This is a genomic window from Harryflintia acetispora (assembly GCA_004340125.1).
In the GTDB taxonomy this organism is placed as follows: Bacteria; Bacillota; Clostridia; order Oscillospirales; family Ruminococcaceae; genus Harryflintia; species Harryflintia acetispora.
In genome coordinates, this window is record SLUK01000001.1 from 395,229 (window position 1) to 412,549 (window position 17,321).

At 62.1% G+C, this 17,321-nt stretch carries 17 protein-coding genes; 2 read left to right on the top strand and 15 right to left on the bottom strand.

The annotated features are described in order from the left end of the window. Nucleotides 1-33 precede the first annotated feature (33 nt). From EDD78_RS01830 to EDD78_RS01845, 4 genes are all read right to left on the bottom strand, one after another. Nucleotides 34-1,599, bottom strand: a complete 1,566-nt coding sequence (locus EDD78_RS01830; RefSeq protein ID WP_132083715.1) for a S1C family serine protease — start codon at nt 1,597-1,599, stop codon at nt 34-36. Between the two features lie 60 nt (nt 1,600-1,659). Further along, a complete protein-coding gene (locus tag EDD78_RS01835; protein ID WP_079698185.1) occupies nt 1,660-3,135 on the bottom strand; it encodes a sensor histidine kinase in 1,476 nt (491 codons plus the stop codon). A gap of 2 nt (nt 3,136-3,137) precedes the next feature. Then, nucleotides 3,138-3,830, bottom strand: coding sequence for a response regulator transcription factor (locus tag EDD78_RS01840; protein ID WP_079698184.1), 693 nt, complete (start codon nt 3,828-3,830; stop codon nt 3,138-3,140). Nucleotides 3,831-4,058: 228 nt separating this feature from the next. Further along, complete coding sequence (locus EDD78_RS01845) at nt 4,059-4,379, bottom strand: hypothetical protein (RefSeq protein ID WP_132083717.1); 321 nt, start codon at nt 4,377-4,379, stop codon at nt 4,059-4,061. 210 nt (nt 4,380-4,589) lie between these two features. Between EDD78_RS01845 and EDD78_RS01850 the strand changes: the two genes are divergently transcribed. After that, nucleotides 4,590-5,366 (top strand): helix-turn-helix transcriptional regulator, encoded by a 777-nt coding sequence (locus EDD78_RS01850; RefSeq protein WP_132083864.1) that lies wholly within the window; start codon nt 4,590-4,592, stop codon nt 5,364-5,366. Nucleotides 5,367-5,455: 89 nt separating this feature from the next. Here EDD78_RS01850 and EDD78_RS01855 read toward each other — a convergent pair whose 3' ends face one another. The 4 genes from EDD78_RS01855 to EDD78_RS01870 all read right to left on the bottom strand — a co-directional run bounded on the left by EDD78_RS01855 (nt 5,456) and on the right by EDD78_RS01870 (nt 8,966). Continuing rightward, nucleotides 5,456-5,953 (bottom strand): flavin reductase, encoded by a 498-nt coding sequence (locus EDD78_RS01855; RefSeq protein WP_132083719.1) that lies wholly within the window; start codon nt 5,951-5,953, stop codon nt 5,456-5,458. Nucleotides 5,954-6,017: 64 nt separating this feature from the next. Continuing rightward, nucleotides 6,018-7,115 carry a redox-regulated ATPase YchF gene (gene ychF, locus EDD78_RS01860; protein WP_132083721.1) on the bottom strand — a complete coding sequence of 366 codons (1,098 nt, stop codon included), beginning with the start codon at nt 7,113-7,115 and terminating at the stop codon, nt 6,018-6,020. A gap of 45 nt (nt 7,116-7,160) precedes the next feature. Then, nucleotides 7,161-8,531 carry a TrkH family potassium uptake protein gene (locus tag EDD78_RS01865; RefSeq protein WP_132083723.1) on the bottom strand — a complete coding sequence of 457 codons (1,371 nt, stop codon included), beginning with the start codon at nt 8,529-8,531 and terminating at the stop codon, nt 7,161-7,163. A gap of 9 nt (nt 8,532-8,540) precedes the next feature. Beyond that, nucleotides 8,541-8,966 (bottom strand): bis(5'-nucleosyl)-tetraphosphatase, encoded by a 426-nt coding sequence (locus tag EDD78_RS01870; protein ID WP_079698179.1) that lies wholly within the window; start codon nt 8,964-8,966, stop codon nt 8,541-8,543. A 327-nt stretch (nt 8,967-9,293) separates the two neighbouring features. On the opposite strand from EDD78_RS01870, the gene EDD78_RS01875 reads away from it, so the two are divergent. Further along, complete coding sequence (locus EDD78_RS01875; RefSeq protein ID WP_132083725.1) at nt 9,294-9,569, top strand: hypothetical protein; 276 nt, start codon at nt 9,294-9,296, stop codon at nt 9,567-9,569. Between the two features lie 48 nt (nt 9,570-9,617). On the opposite strand, the gene EDD78_RS01880 is transcribed toward EDD78_RS01875, so the two are convergent. The 7 genes from EDD78_RS01880 to EDD78_RS01910 form a co-directional block, all read right to left on the bottom strand. Next, entirely contained in the window at nt 9,618-10,124 is a 507-nt protein-coding gene (locus EDD78_RS01880) for a hypothetical protein (RefSeq protein WP_165873069.1), read from the bottom strand. A gap of 174 nt (nt 10,125-10,298) precedes the next feature. Beyond that, nucleotides 10,299-10,820, bottom strand: a complete 522-nt coding sequence (locus tag EDD78_RS01885; RefSeq protein ID WP_079698176.1) for a DUF2589 domain-containing protein — start codon at nt 10,818-10,820, stop codon at nt 10,299-10,301. A 61-nt stretch (nt 10,821-10,881) separates the two neighbouring features. After that, nucleotides 10,882-11,505, bottom strand: coding sequence for a DUF2589 domain-containing protein (locus EDD78_RS01890; RefSeq protein WP_079698175.1), 624 nt, complete (start codon nt 11,503-11,505; stop codon nt 10,882-10,884). Between the two features lie 142 nt (nt 11,506-11,647). Further along, nucleotides 11,648-13,729, bottom strand: coding sequence for a glutamine synthetase III family protein (locus EDD78_RS01895; RefSeq protein WP_079698174.1), 2,082 nt, complete (start codon nt 13,727-13,729; stop codon nt 11,648-11,650). A gap of 33 nt (nt 13,730-13,762) precedes the next feature. After that, on the bottom strand, nt 13,763-14,767 hold the full coding sequence (gene asnA, locus EDD78_RS01900) for an aspartate--ammonia ligase (RefSeq protein ID WP_132083730.1): 1,005 nt from the start codon (nt 14,765-14,767) through the stop codon (nt 13,763-13,765). Nucleotides 14,768-14,849: 82 nt separating this feature from the next. Next, nucleotides 14,850-15,605, bottom strand: coding sequence for a 4Fe-4S double cluster binding domain-containing protein (locus EDD78_RS01905; RefSeq protein ID WP_079698172.1), 756 nt, complete (start codon nt 15,603-15,605; stop codon nt 14,850-14,852). A 113-nt stretch (nt 15,606-15,718) separates the two neighbouring features. Further along, nucleotides 15,719-16,948 (bottom strand): uracil-xanthine permease family protein, encoded by a 1,230-nt coding sequence (locus EDD78_RS01910; protein ID WP_278335616.1) that lies wholly within the window; start codon nt 16,946-16,948, stop codon nt 15,719-15,721. Nucleotides 16,949-17,321: the final 373 nt, after the last annotated feature.

Sequence of the window (17,321 nt, forward strand, 5' to 3'; positions counted from 1 at the left end):
TTTCAGGGAGGCCACCGGCCTTCCAAAGAATCATCAATAAAACGGGAAGGGGTAGGGATAATCGTCGCCATAGCCGCCGTACCCGCCGTAGTCGCCGTAGTCGCCGTAGCCGTACTGCGGGTCGCTCTGGCTGGAGGAGCTCTCCTCGCCGAAGCTTTCCTCCCCGGTGTCCTCGTCGAGGGTCACGGTGATGGTGAAGGTCTTGCCCTTGCCTCCGCGGGAGGTGGCCGGGCGGTAGACCTCGAACTCCACCTTGTCGCCGGGCTTGTATTCAAACAGCCGGTTCTTCAGGTCGTTCATCGACTCGATCGGCTCGCCGGCCATGCTGATCAGCACATCGCCGGGCACCACGCCCTGCTTGGCGATGTCGCAGGCCGTGTCGACCGAGACCACCTGCACGCCGGTGATGTTCCCCGGCAGCCCCATGAACTGGGCGATCACGCTGGTGATGTCCCCGCCCTTGATCCCCAGGCGGGGCCGGCCGGTGACCCGGCCGTTCTTGAGCAGATCGTCCACGATCGGCTTGGCCGAATTGATCGGGATGGCGAAGCCCAGGCCCTCATACCCCTCCTTGATGAACTTGGCGGAGTTGATCCCGACCACCTGGCCATACTTGTTGACCAGCGCCCCGCCCGAGTTGCCGGGGTTGATGGCCGCGTCGGTCTGGATGACCCGCAGGCGGGTGGTGCTGGTGTCGATCTGGCGGTTGAGCGCCGAGACGATCCCGCTGGTGACCGAGCCGGAAAACTCGGAGCCGCCCGCGTTGCCGATGGCGATCACCCGCTCGCCCACCGCCAGCTTGTCGCTGTCGCCGAACTCGGCCACGGTCAGCTCGGGCATGGGATCGGCCTCGATCTTGATCACCGCGAGGTCGGTCGCGGTGTCGGTGCCGATGGCCACGGCGTTATAGGATTCGTCGTTGGGCAGGGTGACCTGCAGCCCGGTGTAGTCCTCGACCACGTGGGCGTTGGTCACGATGTAGCCGTCCTTATCCATGATGATCCCCGACCCTTCGCCAACCACGCCGAGCTGGCTCTGCCAGTTGGTGATACGCACCACCGAGGGGGAGACCGACGCGGCGATCGCCTCGTTGGTGAGCCCCCCGTCCAGGGCGCTCTCGCCGCCCAGCTCCGGCGAGGAGGCGATGCTCAGCTGGGGCGCGTTTGGATTCTTGGGCTCGGCCGCCGAGGAGGAGCTGACGTCCTCCCCGCCGATGATCCCGACCTCGCCGCCCATCATGGCATAGACGCCGTATCCGGCGAAGACCACCAGCGAAACGGCGACCACCACCCCGACGATCGAGAAGAAGACCGCCAGCCCGCGCTTGCCCGGGCGCTTGGGTTTCTTGTCCGGGTTCTTATCCTGGCTGTCGTAGTCGCTGAAGTCGTATTTATAGGGCTCCTGCGGCTCCTTGGGGGGACTGCTCTGGTAGTCATTTCCGTAGTGGTTGCCGCCCCCCTGATAGGAGCCGGGCCCCTGCGACGGGTAGTAACCGGCCTTGTAGTCGTTGTTCGGGGGAGAGTTGGGCGTCTGCCAGTTGGGGCGGTAGGGATTGTTCCCCTCCCCGTTGCCTGTGTTTTGGTTGTTATAGTCGTTCATGTCTTTCCCTCCAGCTTACCGCTTAGATTGTGGTATTGCCAAGTGATAGGATTTCCGGTATCAATCCTTGAGAGGCGGCTTGTTCTTCTCGATCTTGCGGAACAGGCTCTGCGTGCTTTTCTGCGCCGCGGGCAAGGAGAAGCGGAATTCGCAGAATTCGCCCTGCACGCTTTTTACTATTATCTCTCCGCCGTGCAGATTTATGATGGAGCGCACGATGTGCAGCCCCAGCCCGACGCCGTTTTTATCCAGGCTGCGGGAGCGGTCGGTCTTGTAGAAGCGGTCGAACACCTTGGGCATCTCCTCCTTGGAGAGTCCTTCGCCCGAATTGCGGATCCCGACGAAGACCCGGCCGTCCTCCTGCGTGTAGTTGGCCTCGATGTAGCCGCCCTCGTCGGCGAACTTGACCGCGTTCTCCACCAGGTTATAGACCACCTGGTGGACCAGGTCCACGTCGGCGTTGACCATGAACTTGCCCGCGTCCAGCCCGCGCACCTCGAGGCGCTTTTGCTCGATCTGCTGCTCAAAGGTGAAAACCGTCTGGCAGACGATGTCATTGATGTCAAAGTCGGTGCGCACCAGCTTCATCTCGCCCGCCTCGATCCGCGCGATGCCCAGCATCGAGCGCACCAGCCGCGAGAGGCGCTTGACCTCCTGCGAGACGATCCCGAGGTATTTGTCCCGCTTCTCGGGCGGGATGGTCCCGTCGAGTATGCCGTCGATGAAGCCGGCAATGGTGGTCATCGGTGTTTTGAGCTCATGCGAGACGTTGGCCACGAAGGAACGGCGCATGGTCTCCTGGGAGGCGAGGTTGGTGGCCATGTTGTTGAAGGCCATCGCCAGCTTGCCGATCTCGTCGTACCGCTCGACCGGCACGCGCACCGAGAAGTCGCCCTTGGCAAAGCTCTGGGTGGCGTCGAGCATCTCGCGCAGCGGACGCACCAGGCGCTTGGTGACAAAGTAGATGATGACCGAGGTGATCAGCATGACGACGACGGCGCTGAGGATGAACATGCGGAAGGTCTGGGCCAGCAGCGCGCTGAAGGCGGTCGCCGGGGTGGAGGCAAAGACGATCCCATACACCTTGTCGCCCGAGGTCATCGGCACGCCGACGGTATAATAGTTTTCGGTATAGATCCCGCCGAGCTTTCCCAGCTCCTCATAGGTGCCGCCCGCCGCCGTGTCGACGATGCTTTCCGGCACCAGATAGGCCGTGTGGTTGCAGGGCGAACGGTGGGTGCAAAGCAGGGTCTTGCCGCTCATGTCGACGAGGAAGATTTCCGAATTGATCGACTTGGAAAGCAGGGAGAAGTAGTCGGTCACCGTCGATTTGTCGATCCCCTCGAAGTTGTGCGACTGGTAGTCCACCAAAGCCAGGGCCGCGGCGTGCCGGGCGTTGTTCTCCAGCAGGTCCATTTTATCCTGCTTAAAGTACTGCGCCGTCAGCACCATCAGCACCAGCCCGAAGGCGGCCGACACCAACAGGATGATGGTGGCGCAGACCGCGAAATATTTTGTGAACAGGCTTTTTTGCATGGTTATTCCTTTACTTCAAACTTGTAGCCGACGCCCCACACCGTCTTGAGCGCCCACTGGTCCGAGACCCCCTCGAGCTTTTCGCGCAGGCGCTTGACGTGCACGTCCACCGTGCGGGAATCGCCGTAGTATTCAAACCCCCACACCTCGTCGAGCAGCTGGTCGCGGGTGTAGACCCGGTTGGGGTTGCTCGCCAGGTGGTAGAGCAGCTCGAGCTCCTTGGGCGGGGTATCGACCACCTTGCCGTCCACCTTGAGCTCGTATTTGGTCATGTTGACCACCAGCTTGTCATAGGAGACCTCCTTGACGTCCGGCGCGTCGGTGCTCTTTCCGGTGCGGCGCATGACCGCCTTGATCCGCGCCACGATCTCCTTGGCGTCAAAGGGCTTGACCACGTAGTCGTCCGCCCCGAGCTCGAGGCCGAGCACCTTATCGAAGGTCTCGCCCTTGGCGGTGATCATGATGATCGGGCAGTTGCTCTTTTTGCGGATTTCCCGGCAGACCTGCCAGCCGTCGAGCTTGGGCATCATGATGTCCAGCAGGACGATGTCCGGGTTCTCCTCCGAAAACTTTTCCAGCGCCCGCTCGCCGTCGCTGGCGATGGCCACGGTGTACCCTTCCTTTTCCAGATAGAGGCGAAGCAGCTCCGCGATGTTGCTGTCGTCGTCCGCGACCAGAATCTTACCCATTGACATATTCCTCTACACTCCTTTACTTTTTACATGAAACCCCGTTCCCGCCTGCCGTTTCGCGGGAGGGGATGCCGCTCGGTCGTTGTCGTTGCACAAATCTGAATGGCCGCCTGCGTGAATGGCCCATTAGGCCGTTTACAGGCATGGTATAATGATATTATACCTTAAATTGTCAGCCAGTGGTGAAAATTCTTTTAACGCTTTTCGTTTATTCGGTAAACGCCGCCCCGCTCAGTCTATGCTGATCAGCCGTCCGTTCCGGCAGGTGATCCGGCAGGTCTCCCCCTTCTGTACCGAATCGTAGAGCCAGACGCTGACCGTAAATTTTTTGATTTTACCCTCGAGATCGAAGACGAGCACATACTGTGCGCTCATATGTCCTCCCGTGCGGCCCACCGATTGATAGTGGGTTTCGTATTTGTCGAGCAAGGTGGCGCGGCAGGAGACGGTCTTTCCCCAGAAGTACCGGTAGACCGCCACGCAAATCCCGATTGCGCTCAGCGCGCAGAGGGCGAGAAACACATACGTCCCAATTTGGTTGTCAAGATACACGCGACCACCCCCACACCATTTTACACCGCCGGCGAAAAACCGTCCATAGGCTGCTGCCAAAAGTATTTATAGGGGATATGCAACCGGCGGTTGACAAATTGTTTGCGGCGGTTGGTGGTGTTCGGGAGAAAAATTTAGTATCTTTAAAAGGACACAGCAGGACTCTCTGAAACAAAGGGGACAGGCCCCGGGAAAGGAATGGTCATCAACATGGAACTTGGGAATACGCTATCCCGGCTGCGCCGGGCGCAGGGCCTCTCGCAAGAGCAGGTGGCGGACCGGATCGGGGTCTCCCGGCAGGCGGTATCGAAGTGGGAGGCGGACCGCTCGCGCCCCGAGCTCGACAAGCTCGCCGCGCTGGCTTCCCTCTACGGCGTCACCCTCGACGAGCTGGCCGGGCGGGAACCATCATCCGGCATGGAGCAGGGGAGTGCGGCGCAGAGCCCGCCGTCCGCCTGCTTGGGATATGGATGTGGCCGGTACGAATATAAGAGCCGGCGCCGCCTTTTCGGGTTGCCGCTGGTGCACATCAACCTCGGGCGCGGGCTGCATGTCGCCAAGGGGATCGTGGCGATCGGCAACGTCGCCTGCGGGGGGATTGCCCTCGGGGGGCTCGGTATCGGAATAATCAGCATTGGCGGCTGCGCGCTGGGGTTGCTTGCCTTCGGCGGCCTCGCGCTCGGGGGCTTGGCACTGGGTGGGCTCGCCGTTGGGGCGGTCGCCCTTGGGGGCTGCGCCGTCGGGCTTCTTGCCATGGGCGGCCTGGCGGTGGGGCAGGTGGCGGTCGGCGGGCGGGCCGTCGCCTCCCACCTTGCGGTCGGCGGCTATGCCAGCGCCCCCGTCGCCGTCGGCGAGGTCGCGCGCGGCGCGTATACCGCCCAGCCCGGCGAGCTTTCCTATGCCGAGGCGCTCAGACTCTTCACCGAGGCCGCGCCCCGGCACCTCGGCTTCGCGGCCAAGGCGCTGGCCGGCCTGATCGCCAAATAAAAGGCATACGGATCAAGACAGCTTGCGGACAGCAGATTCCATCTGCTGCCCGCAAACTTTTTATTGCTTCGCTTACGCTTTGCGATTTTTTACTTCTTTAAGACCTTCTCGATCTGTCCGACGTACATCCGGTGGTAGTCGCCGTTATAGTTCTTCTCGATGGTGGGATCGAGGAAGCACTTGGGGTCGATGTCCTGCTTGTAGATCTTTTTGCAGACGATTACCAGCTCGGCCTGCTCGAAATAGGGCACATCGCCCTCGTGGGCGAGCGTGAAGCCGCACTGCGCGGCCTTGTCGATCTCCCGCCCCGACTTGGAGCCGCACAGCGCCAGGTGGCTGTGCTCACTCTCGGGAAAGAAAGCGAGTGAAAAGCCGTCGTATTTCTCAATGAACTGATAGGTGTACCGCTGCGGGCGCACAAAGACGAAGCAGACCTCGCGGTTCCACAGCTCGCCCACGCCGCCCCAGCTGACCGTCATGGTGTTATACTCCTGCCGGTCCCCTGCGGTGAGCAGCGCCCAACGGTCGTCCAGCAGATGGATGAGGTTCTCCCCGATCTCCTTGGGAGAAATCGCCTGAAATGCCATAAAAAAGCTCCTTTCCGATTGCGCCTTAGTCCCACCTATGTATATTCGCACGCCCCGCTTATGATTACACGTTGAAGCGGAAGAGCACGATGTCCCCGTCCTGCATGACGTAGTCCTTGCCCTCCAGGCGAAGCAGCCCCTTCTCCTTGGCGGCGGCCATGGTGCCGCAGGCCATCAGATCGTCGAAGGAGATCACCTCGGCGCGGATAAAGCCCTTTTCAAAGTCGGAATGGATCTTCCCCGCCGCCTGGGGCGCCTTGGTCCCCTTTTTGATGGTCCAGGCGCGCACCTCCGGCTTGCCCGCGGTGAGGTAGGAGATCAGCCCGAGCAGGCTGTAGCTGGCCCGGATCAGCCGGTCCAGGCTCGACTCCTGGAGCCCGAGCTCCTGCAAAAAGAGCATCTTGTCCTCGGGCGACATGTCCACCAGCTCCTCCTCGAGCTTGGCGCAGATCGGCATGACCTGGGCGCCCTCGTCCTGTGCGAGCGCACAGACCTCCTGATAAAAGAGATTCCCGTCGAGCCCACCGCCAAAATCCTGTTCGCTGAGGTTGGCCGCGTAGATCACCGGCTTTGCCGAAAGCAGCGGGAGGCCTGCGAGGATCGCGCGCTCCTCGTCGCTCTCGCAGACGAAGCCCCGCGCGCTGTTGCCCTCCTCGAGGAAGGTTTTGAGCCTTCCCAGCAGCTCGACCTCCTGCAGGAATTTCTTGTCCCCCTTGGCGGCCTTTGCGCTCCTGTCGATCCGCCGCTCGAGGATGTCGATGTCCGAGAAAATCAGCTCGAGGTTGATCGTCTCGATGTCCCGCTTCGGGCCGATCGAGCCGTCCACATGCACGATCTCGCCATCCTCGAAGCAGCGCACCACATGGATGATCGCGTCCACCTCGCGGATGTTCGATAAAAACTTGTTGCCCAGGCCCTCGCCCTTCGAGGCGCCCTTGACCAGTCCCGCGATGTCCACCAGCTCGATGGTCGCGGGGGTAAATTTTTCCGGCTCGTACATCTCGGCGAGCTTATCCAGCCGCTTGTCCGGTACGCTGACCATCCCGACGTTCGGCTCGATGGTGCAGAACGGGTAATTGGCGCTCCCCGCGCCGGCGTTGGTGATGGCGTTAAATAAGGTGGACTTGCCGACGTTCGGCAGCCCGACGATACCCAGCTTCATATGAAACGTCCTTTCCGCGCCTCCCCAAACACGGGAGGTCCTGCTTTAAAGATATATTTTCCCCTCGGGGATGACTTCCTTGCGGTTCTTGCTCGGGCGCAGGGCAAGGGACAGCACAAAGGTGACAGGCCCCACCCGGCCGATGAACATCGTGAGGCTCAGAGCGATCTTGGAGGGGATGCTCGCGATCCCCGTCACCCCCGCCGAAAGCCCCACCGTGGCGAAGGCCGACACCGACTCGAAGAGCGCGTCTATACTGCTCACCCCGGTGCCGCGCAGGTGGGAGGTGAAGAGGATGACCGCGAAGGCGACCACCACCGCCATAAAGCTCAGCGCCATCACGGCGATCGCCTTGAAGACCACCGTTTTGGATACCCGGCGGTGCAGGACCATCGGGTCGTCCTTGTCCCGGATGACCGCGATCACCGTCATGATGATCACCGCCAGGGTGGTCACCTTGATGCCGCCCGCCGTCGAGCCCGGCGCCGCGCCGATAAACATCAAAAGGCAGGCGCCCAGCTTGGTGATGTCCTCCATCCCCGCGATGTCGATCGAGTTGAAGCCCGCCGTACGGGTGGTGACCGACTGGAAGAGGGCGGCCGAGAGCCGGTTGCCGAACTCCATGTCCCCCAGCGTGCGCGGGTTGTTCCACTCCAAAAGCAGGAAGAGGAAAAAACCGGCAATGATCAGCCCGGCGGTCATGCCGAGCACCACCTTGGTGTGCAGCTTGAGATGCCGGGTGCGCCGGTACTCCAGCAGGTCGCGCCAGACCACGAAGCCGAGGCCTCCGATCACGATCAGCGCCATGATGGTGAACATCACGGTGAAGTTGCCGTTGTAGTGGCTAAGCGAAGCGAAGGTCCCCTCCCGCCCCAGGATGTCGAACCCGGCGTTGCAGAAGGCCGAAACCGCGAGGAAGACCGAGATCCAGACCCCCTCCCGCCCATAGCGCGGGATGAAGGTGGCACAGAGCATCAGCGCGCCGATCGCCTCGACGATCAGCGCGACGGCGACCACCGTCTGGATGAGCTTTTGCAGCCCCTCGAAGGTGTCGGCGTTGATGGCGTCGCTCGCCACCTGCATGCCGCGCAGCCCCAGCTTCTTGCCTACCAGGATGTTGAAAAAGGTGGTGAAGGTCAGCAGCCCGAGCCCCCCGATCTGGATCAGGCAGAGGATGATTCCCTGCCCGATGGGGGAAAAATATTGATAGGTGTCGTAGACCACCAGCCCGGTCACACAGGTGGCGCTGGTGGCGGTGAAGAGGGCATCCCAAAAGGGGGTATAGGCTCCGGTCCTGCTGGAAAAGGGCAGGATGAGCAGCAGGGTGCCCGCGAGGATGATCCCCGAAAAGCTGAATATGATGACCCGCGGCGAAAGGGCCATAATGCTCTTGCGCCGCTGCGCCTTGTCCTTCATGTTGTTTCCTTACCCTCTTTTATTCTGGGCTTTGCCCAAAAAGGAGCTCACCTTGCGGATGAGCATCTTGTCGTTGTTGAAGGTGACCTCCCGCTGCGCGCGCTCGAGGTCCAGCCAGCACACCTCGCTGACCTCGCTCTCCTGCCGCTGCAGGGTTCCGCCGCACTGGGTGGCGAGAAAATAGACCACCTGCTTTTTTACGTCGGGCGAGGGGCAGTACTCCACGCTCTCCCGAAAGCCGTCCACCAGCTGGATGTCCAGCCCGGTCTCTTCCTTGACCTCCCGCAGGGCGGTCTCGTTTTCGTGCTCCCCCGGCTCGACGTGGCCCTTCGGGAAGGACCAGTGCCCGGAGAAGCGGTGCTTTATCAGCAGGAGCTGGGTAGCGCCCTGCAAGTTGCGGTACACGATGGCGCCGCATGATTTTTCCTGTTTCATCTTCGCTTGCCCCTTTTAGCAGCCTTCATTCGTTTTCGGTCCGCCCCTTGGCGCACGGACCGCCATAATATAGAATCATACCATGTTTTGGATAAGATTAAAAGAGCTTTTTACGCTTTGTCTATTAGGATACCCGCTTTTATGCGGCACTTTCCGGGCGCGGCGGGGCAACATGCTTTATTCATAGACTGCATATGAAATATTTACAAGTTATCCGGTTGTAATTTCCCGGGGATCGTATTATAATGAGGAATATGGAAAAGCTACTGGTGTGTGCGCGGGCCTTCTGTCCGCGCGGCCTGTAACGATGTGGAGGTGTATGGACCCATGAAAAAGAGCACATTTATCTCGATCCTGGCGCTGCTGATCGCTGCTGTCGGCGCGGTCGTTGCGTTCCTGGCTTATTTTGGCAAGAAGAAATGCGTCCTGTGCGACGATTTTGATGATTTTGAAGACGACCTGATGGCGGAGGAGCCCAACGACGTGGACTACTATGCCGCCGAGATGGAGTCGGTCGACCCGGACGAGGCGGGCGCGGCCGGGGAACCCGAGGAGCCCGGTGAGGCGCAGGAGCCCCAGCCGGACGACGAGGAAGAGGAATAACGGATAAAAGAACCCCCGGCGCTTTGGGGCGCCGGGGGTTTATTTTGTCTAATGCAGGGTTTCGACGCGGTTGATGACATAATTGCGCGGGGCGAGGGCCGGCCCCGCCCTGAGGGCGGCGTAGTTGGCCGGGGACATCGGCGTCCCCGTCACCGCCTCGCAGGTGTCGAAGGTCTGCCCGATGACGTTGATGCCGGGATCGAGCAGCAGGGTGTAGTCCCGCCCGGTGTTCTGCTGGTCGATTGCATGGATCAGGACCTGCTGGTTTGGCGCGGCGCCGATCTGCCAGGCATTGTCCAGGAAGATCCAGTGGCGGTCGGCGCCGAAGGAAACCCCGAACACCATTGCGCGGGCGCGCCGGTTAAAGACCTGCTGGGCGCTGAGGGTGCTTTGCCAGGAGGCGAGCTGCAGCCCTGCGCCGATGCCCTGCGCCTGGAGCGCGTTCAACACGGTCGCCATGTTGCCGCCCATGCGGGCGTTGCGCCCGGCGCAAAAGTTCTGCCTGATGAAGGCGTCGATCGCGGCGGTATTCGGAAAGGCGGCGGCAAAACCCACCGGGGGAGGCACCAACCGGTGGAGCGCGTTAAAGGTGGCGTAGGCGTAGCAGCAGATGCTGATTCCGGGATTGGCCCGCTCGCGGGCCCGCCGTGCAGGCGGTCCGGCGTCGCGGCCGTTGGGTTGGGTAACGAACAGTGGCCGGGGCATCCCGCTTCCCCCTTTCAGGAGTATTTATTCGGCGGATTCGGGCGGGCCCGCATACAGCTTGATCCCGTTGCAGAGCTGCTCGGCCAGGCGCGCCACCGCCTCGGGCTGCTCTCCCGCCTTGAAGGTCATTTCCAGGCGCACCCCCTGTCCGCCGTTCTTCTTTGCGGGCGCGCCCATGCGCACCTGGAAGGAGGCGCGCTCCAGCTTGAAATTTTCGTTGTTCGCGATCGGAACGTCTGTGGATTTGGTGTTCACCTCGTCGACCCCCACCGTCATGGAAACCTTCATTTTGTCCAGCGCCAGGGCGGAGTGGTTCATCAGCGTGAAGAGCGGAAGTTCCATCCTGGAGCCGTCGGGGAGCTCCACCGGATAGACCAGCGGCCTCCCATTCTCGAAATACTGGTCCAGCTGGGCGACGTATTGCCGGTCCACGATCTCGGAGGCCGAGTTGACGCAGTACTGGATCCCCCTCACAATGTCCGCCAGGGTGGTTTCGAGCGTCCCGCCCTTCCCTTTGAGGGGCGATTTTTTCCATTTTTCAAACATCTTGTCTGCACGTTCCTTTCCTGTATGCCGGTTTGATCATCTTGTTCTGCCCGGTCGGCGATCAGCTCTGGCCGCCGCCACCGCCGCCTGAGGACGGATCCTGGAGCAGGTTGTCGGAGAGGGCGGGCTTGGTCTGGCTGGGGTTGGCGACCGTGGCGGTGACCGCGTCGATCAGGCGCATAAAGGATTCGGGCGGGCCCTGCCTGCGGGCGCAGACATTGAAGGAGTATTTCGCGCGGGTGTCGGTGGTGCGGGTCTGCTCCGACTTGTGGCTGACGCTGGCGCTGAAGTTCACCTTGGGGCCGAAGAAGAAGCCGATCTTACCGTCGGAGCTCGAGCCGGCCGTGGTTTCGCTCTTCTCGGCCTCGGCGGTGTTCACCTCGAGATCGAAGCTGACGTTGACCTCCTCCATGGCGAAGTTGGGCAGCCCGGTCAAGGCGAGGAAGGGCGCCTGGATGTAACGGTCCGCATCGCTGACCTGCCCCTGGTTGTCCTTGACCTGCTCTTTATACTGGAAGGTGACCATCCGCACATTGCCGTTGGAATCCAGGCCGACCTCGTTGACGTATTCGGCCAGGCCCTTGGAGATGCTCTTTTGCGCTTCAACGGCGGCAAGGACAGGCGCTGCGACCATCGTCCCGATCGGAAGGCTGTTGATGATGGACCCGATTGCTTCATGTCCCATACTCTCTCGCTCCTTTTTGATGGATTTGTTCCATGTATATGCGACTTGTCCTTTTTAAATGACGGAGAATACGACATTAGAATGCAAATAGAAAAGCTGCGGGCCGCCGGTAAAACCGGCGGCCCGCAGGCGATATTTCGGATCAGACCCTGTGGATCAGGTCGATGTAGTCGGGGATGGGATAGGACTCCTTGTCCGAGATGGATTCGAACCGGTCGCAGTGGCGGCGCAGCTCCTCCATCGCCGGGATCAGCTCTTGGCGGATGAAGGCTCCCTCCTCCATCGGGTCGCCGATGGAGGAGAGCTTCCGGTAGCGCTCCTCCACCGCATGAAGCGCGGCGGCGATCTGGTCGGCTTCCCCCGCGGCGTCCTCCAGGTGGGCCCTGGCGCTGGGCAGGGGAACCCCCGCCTCCTGGACGCTCCGATAGGCCGAGGCGACCGCGCCCACGTACCGCACGGCGGCGGGATAGAGCTGGCGGGAGACCATGGTGATCATGGTGGCCGCCTCGATCGAGAGGACCTTGTTGTAATTTTCCAACATGATCTCCTGCCGCGCGCGGCACTCGGCCTCGCAGAAGACGTGGAAGCGCTCGAACAGCTCCACGTTCTTTTTGCGGGTGAAGGCGGGGAAGGCGGCCTGCGAGCTGCTCATGTTTTCCAGTCCCCGCCGCTCGGCCTCGACGATCCACTCGGGGGAGTAGTTGTTGCCGTTAAAGATGATCCGCCCGTGGTCGTGCATGGTGTCCCGCACGATGGCGGCGATTTCCAGCTCGACGTCGTCGGCCATCGACAGCCGGGTGTTGAAGCAGTGGAGCGAATCGGCCAGGATGGTGTTGAGCACCGTGTTGGCCATGGCGATCGACTGGGAGGAGCCGACCATCCGGAACTCGAACTTGTTGCCGGTGAAGGCGAAGGGGGAGGTGCGGTTGCGGTCGCTGTCATCTTTTTCAAAGGTGGGCAGCGCCGAGACCCCGGTGCTCATCGAGCCGAGGCGGTAGCCGTTGCCGGCCGTTTCGGCGGCGATGTTCTCCAATATCTCGGTCAGCGCCGAGCCTAAAAACATCGAGATGATGGCCGGCGGCGCCTCGCAGGCGCCCAGGCGGTGGTCGTTCCCCGCGCAGGCGGCCGACAGGCGCAGCAGGTCGGCGTATTTATCCACCGCCCGGATGAAGGCGGCCAGAAACAGCAGGAAGGTCAGGTTGTGCTGCGGGTCCTTCCCCGGCGAAAGGAGGTTCCTGCCGTCGTCGGTCGAGAGGGAATAGTTGTCGTGCTTTCCCGAGCCGTTGACCCCGGCGAAGGGCTTTTCATGCAGCAGGCAGGCGAGGCCGTGCTTCTTGGCGACGATGCGCGTCAGCTCCATCGCCAGCTGGTTGTGGTCACAGGTGATGTTCGCCGTGTCGTAGACGCAGGCGAACTCGTGCTGGGCGGGCGCGGCCTCGTTGTGGCGGGTCTTGCTCACGATCCCGTAGCTCCACAGCTCCCGGTCCAGCTCCCGCATGAAGGCCGCCACCCGCAGGCGGATCCGCCCGCAGTAGTGGTCGTCGAGCTCCTGGCCCTTGGGGGCCCTGGCCCCCAGCAGGGTGCGCCCGCAGAGCTTTAAGTCGAGGCGGCGCTCATACTTCTCGCGGTCGATGAGGAAGTATTCCTGCTCGCACCCGACGGTGGGGATAACCGCGTTTGAGGTCGTGTTTCCCAGCAGGCGCAGGGTGCGCAGGGCGGTGGCGGAGAGCGCCTCCATCGAGCGCAGCAGGGGGGTCTTTTGATCCAGCGCCTCGCCGGTATAGGAGCAGAAGGCGGTCGGGATATAGAGCGTCCCGTCCTTGACGAAGGCGGGCGAGGTCGGGTCCCAGGTGGTGTAGCCCCGCGCCTCGAAGGTGGCGCGCAGCCCGCCCGAGGGGAAGGAGGAGGCGTCCGGCTCGCCCTTGATCAGCGCGGTGGCCGAAAACTCCTCGATGACCTCCATGTCCCCGCTCGGCGAGAGGAAGGCGTCCTGCTTGCCCGCAGTGATCCCGGTCATCGGCTGGAACCAGTGGGTATAGTGGGTGGCGCCCTGCTCGATCGCCCATTCCATCATGGCCCGGGCGACCTCCTTGGCCACATGGGGGTCGAGCTCCAGCCCCTGCTGGCGGGTCTTTTTGAGGCTTTCGTAGATGTCCGCCGGCAGCCGCTGGCGCTGTACCTTGTCGCTGAAAACCCTGCGTCCGAAAATCTTTTTACTCTCCAATCGGGGCTCCCCTTTCCAGTTGTGAGTCGTTTCTTACAGCAGATGAATCCCTCTCGCCTCGCACGCCTCGATCATCCCGTCCGGCCAGACCGAGGCCTGCACCTCGCCGATGTGTGCCTTGTACAGCAGCAGCATACAGATGCGCGACTGGCCGATCCCGCCGCCCATGGTCAGCGGCAGCCTGTCCTGCAGCAGCATGCGGTGGAAGGGCAGGCTGCGCCGCTCGTCGCACCCGGCGGCGGTCAGCTGCCGGCTCAGCGCCGCGGCGTCCACCCGGATCCCCATCGAGGAGAGCTCGAGGGCGTGCCCGAGCAGGGGATACCACACCAGGATGTCGCCGTTTAGAAGCCAGTCGTCGTAGTCGGGCGCTCGCCCGTCGTGCGCAAGCCCGGAGCGCAGCGGCCCGCCGATCTGGGAGATGAACACCGCGCCGAACTCCTTGGCGGCGGCGTCCTCCCGCTCCTTCGGCGTGAGGGCGGGATAGCGGTCCTCAAGTTCCTGCGAGGTGAGGAAGGTGATCTCCTCGGGCAGGAAGGGGGTCAGGGGTGAAAAGCGGGAGACGAGCAGCCGCTCGGTGGTGCGCAGCGCGATCATGACCGATTTTGCCGCCGAATAGAGGGTGGCAAGGGTGCGGTCGGCGGCGGTGATGACCTTCTCCCAGTCCCACTGGTCGACGTAGACCGAGTGGATGTTGTCCAGCTCCTCGTCCCGCCGGATCGCGTTCATGTCGGTGTACAGCCCGGTCCCGGGCTTGAAGCCGTAGCGCTTTAGAGCCAGGCGCTTCCACTTGGCCAGGGAATGCACGATCTGCACGTCCGAATGGATGTCCAGCACGTCGAACTGCACCGGGCGTTCGACCCCGTTGAGGTCGTCGTTGAGCCCGGTCTCGGGCCGCACGAAGAGCGGGGCCGAAACCCGCATGAGCCCGAGCTCGCGCGCGAGCTCCCGCTCGAAGGTGTCCTTGGCGAGCTTGATGGCGATCTCGGTCTCCAGCACGTCCAGGCGCGGAATGTATTGCTCAGGGAATTCTAAGGACATAATGGTTCCTCCCGTCGTTTGGGATAAGATTCGATAAAGATCATTTTAACACATTTTCATTCCCAGTGAAACCCGTGGCCGGCTATTTTCTTCCCCAGGGGCAGACGGCGAGGCACCGCGCGCAGGTGTGCCGCCCGAAAACCGAAGCCACACGGTCGAGATAGGCGTTGCACCTCTCCCGGTCCAGCCGCACGTCCACCGGGTCCTCCTCCCGGAAGGCCACGCCCTTGAGCGCCCGGGGCGGGCAGATATCCCGGCAGCGGGTACAGCTGCCGCAGCGGTTTTCAATGGGCTTCCCGGGCGGGAGGGGCGCGTCGGTGAGCACGGTGGTCAGGCGCAGCCGCGGCCCCGCCTGCGGAGTGATCAGCGAGCAGTTCTTGCCCACCCATCCCAGCCCCGCCAAGACGGCGGCCAGCCGGTGGCTGAACATCCCGACGCGCTCGGTGTGAAAGGGTTCGGGGCTTTCCCCGGCGGCTAGGCGCTCGTGCAGCCCCTTCGCCTCCCCGGCCAGCCGGTAGTCCGAGGTCGGCACCGGATAGGCCCGGCAGCCCTTTGTTTGCAGCAGGTTGGACACCGCCAGCCCGATGGTATCCAGCTGCCGGTTGATCGCCGCATAGAAATAGCTGTAGCTGCGCGTCGGGCCGTCAAGCTGCTCGAGCACCACCTCGCGGGGGAAGAACACCGCCAGCGACACGGCCCGGGGATACGCCGCCCACTTTTCGCCGTAGGTTTCGGCGATGAAGTCTTTTCGCGCGCCCAGGTCGGCCACCCCGCAGAGGTTGGCCCCAAGGCTTTGGGCCAGGGCGGACACCTCGTCTTTTAGCTCTGTTTTTGACACGGGGACCCCTTCTTTCGATCGGATGGTTTTAACATAGTACCATGGCAGAGAAATGTCAAGATAAGAAACGGGTATTTCCCGCCGGGGCGGAAAATACCCGTTGTATGTTTTGCTTATACCTCGGCCGGGAAGAGCTGGTTGGCGACGGCGCCGAGCACGACCGCCAGGAAGAGGCCGGAAATCTGGAAGCCGCCGATCGAAACCCCGGCGGAGAGGCCGAGCCCGACGACCAGGATGAGCGCCACGATGATCAGGTTGCGCGAGTGGCTGAAATCGAGATTGGACTCCGCCAGGGTGCGGATTCCGATCGAGGCGATCATCCCGAACAGGAGGATGGACACACCGCCCATCACCGGCACCGGGATGGTCTGCAGCGTGGCGCCGAACTTGCCGAACAGTCCGAGCAGGATGGCGAATCCCGCCGCCAGCTCCAGCACGAAGGGATTGTAGACCTTGGTGACCGCGAGCACGCCGGTATTCTCGCCATAGGTGGTGTTGGCCGGACCACCGAGCAATCCGGCGGCGATGGTCGCCAGGCCGTCGCCGAGCACGGTGCGGTGGAGCCCCGGGTCCTTGAGGAAGTTTTTGCCGACCACCGCGCCGTTGGTGGTGATGTCGCCGACATGCTCCATGAAGGTGACCAGCGCGATGGGGGCGAGGGTGAGGATGGCGGAGAGGTCAAACTTTGGCAGGGTGAAGAACTCGCCGATCTTCCAGAACGGGCTGATCAGGTCGGCCTCCAGGATGGGGGAGAAGGAGACGAGGGCCACTTCCGGGTGCGCGATCAGGTCATAGCCGATCGCGGCGGCGTAGCCCACGACGATTCCGAGCAGGATGGGGACGAGCTTGAAGTAGCCCTTGGCGAAGATGCTCACCACGATGACGGTGGCCAGGGTGATGATGGCGACGATCCAGTTCTGCGAGGCGTTGCCCAGGGCGTTCGGGGCGAGGGTAAGGCCGATGACGACGATGACCGGCCCGGTGACAACCGGCGGAAAGAGCTTTAAAATCCGGTCGGGCCCGAGGAGCCTGACCAGGATGGAGAGGACGACATAGACGAGCCCGGCGCAGATGATGCCGCCCTGCACGATGGGGATACGGGCGGGATCGCCCTGCATAACGATCTGGACGCCGGCGATGAAGGCGAAGGAGGAGCCGACGAAGACGGGCACCTGGCCCTTGGTGCACAGGTGGAAGATGATGGTGCCGATACCGGCGGTAATCAAGGCGACGGCGGGATTGAGGCCGGTGATGGCCGGGACGAGGACGGTTGCACCGAACATGGCGAACAGGTGCTGCACGCCCAGCAAAAGGTTTTTGCTGTTAAATTTAACTTCTCTCAATTTGACTTCCCTCTCTCTCTTGTTTTGCCGCAAAAAAGCCCGCTGTCCAAAGTGAGGACGCGGGCACGGTAACGCACGCAAAAAACGCCGGAACCGGCTTTGCCTTATGACCTCACAGGGCACACTTTTAAAGGCGGAAAATTTGCATTTTTGTCATTATAGCACATTGTGCGGGAAATGAACAGACAAAATTTTTTTAAAATACAATCAATCGTTGGTATATTTTTCTTTTGAGTTATTTATACTGGTTAGGTTAGGGGAATTGCTTGCAATGCAGGGCTCCAAGGGGGCGACGCCCCCTTGGCAGGGAGTTTGAGGGCGAGGAGCCCTCAAAAAGACGAAAAGGCGCGGGGAGGGGAGTCAAACCTTCCAC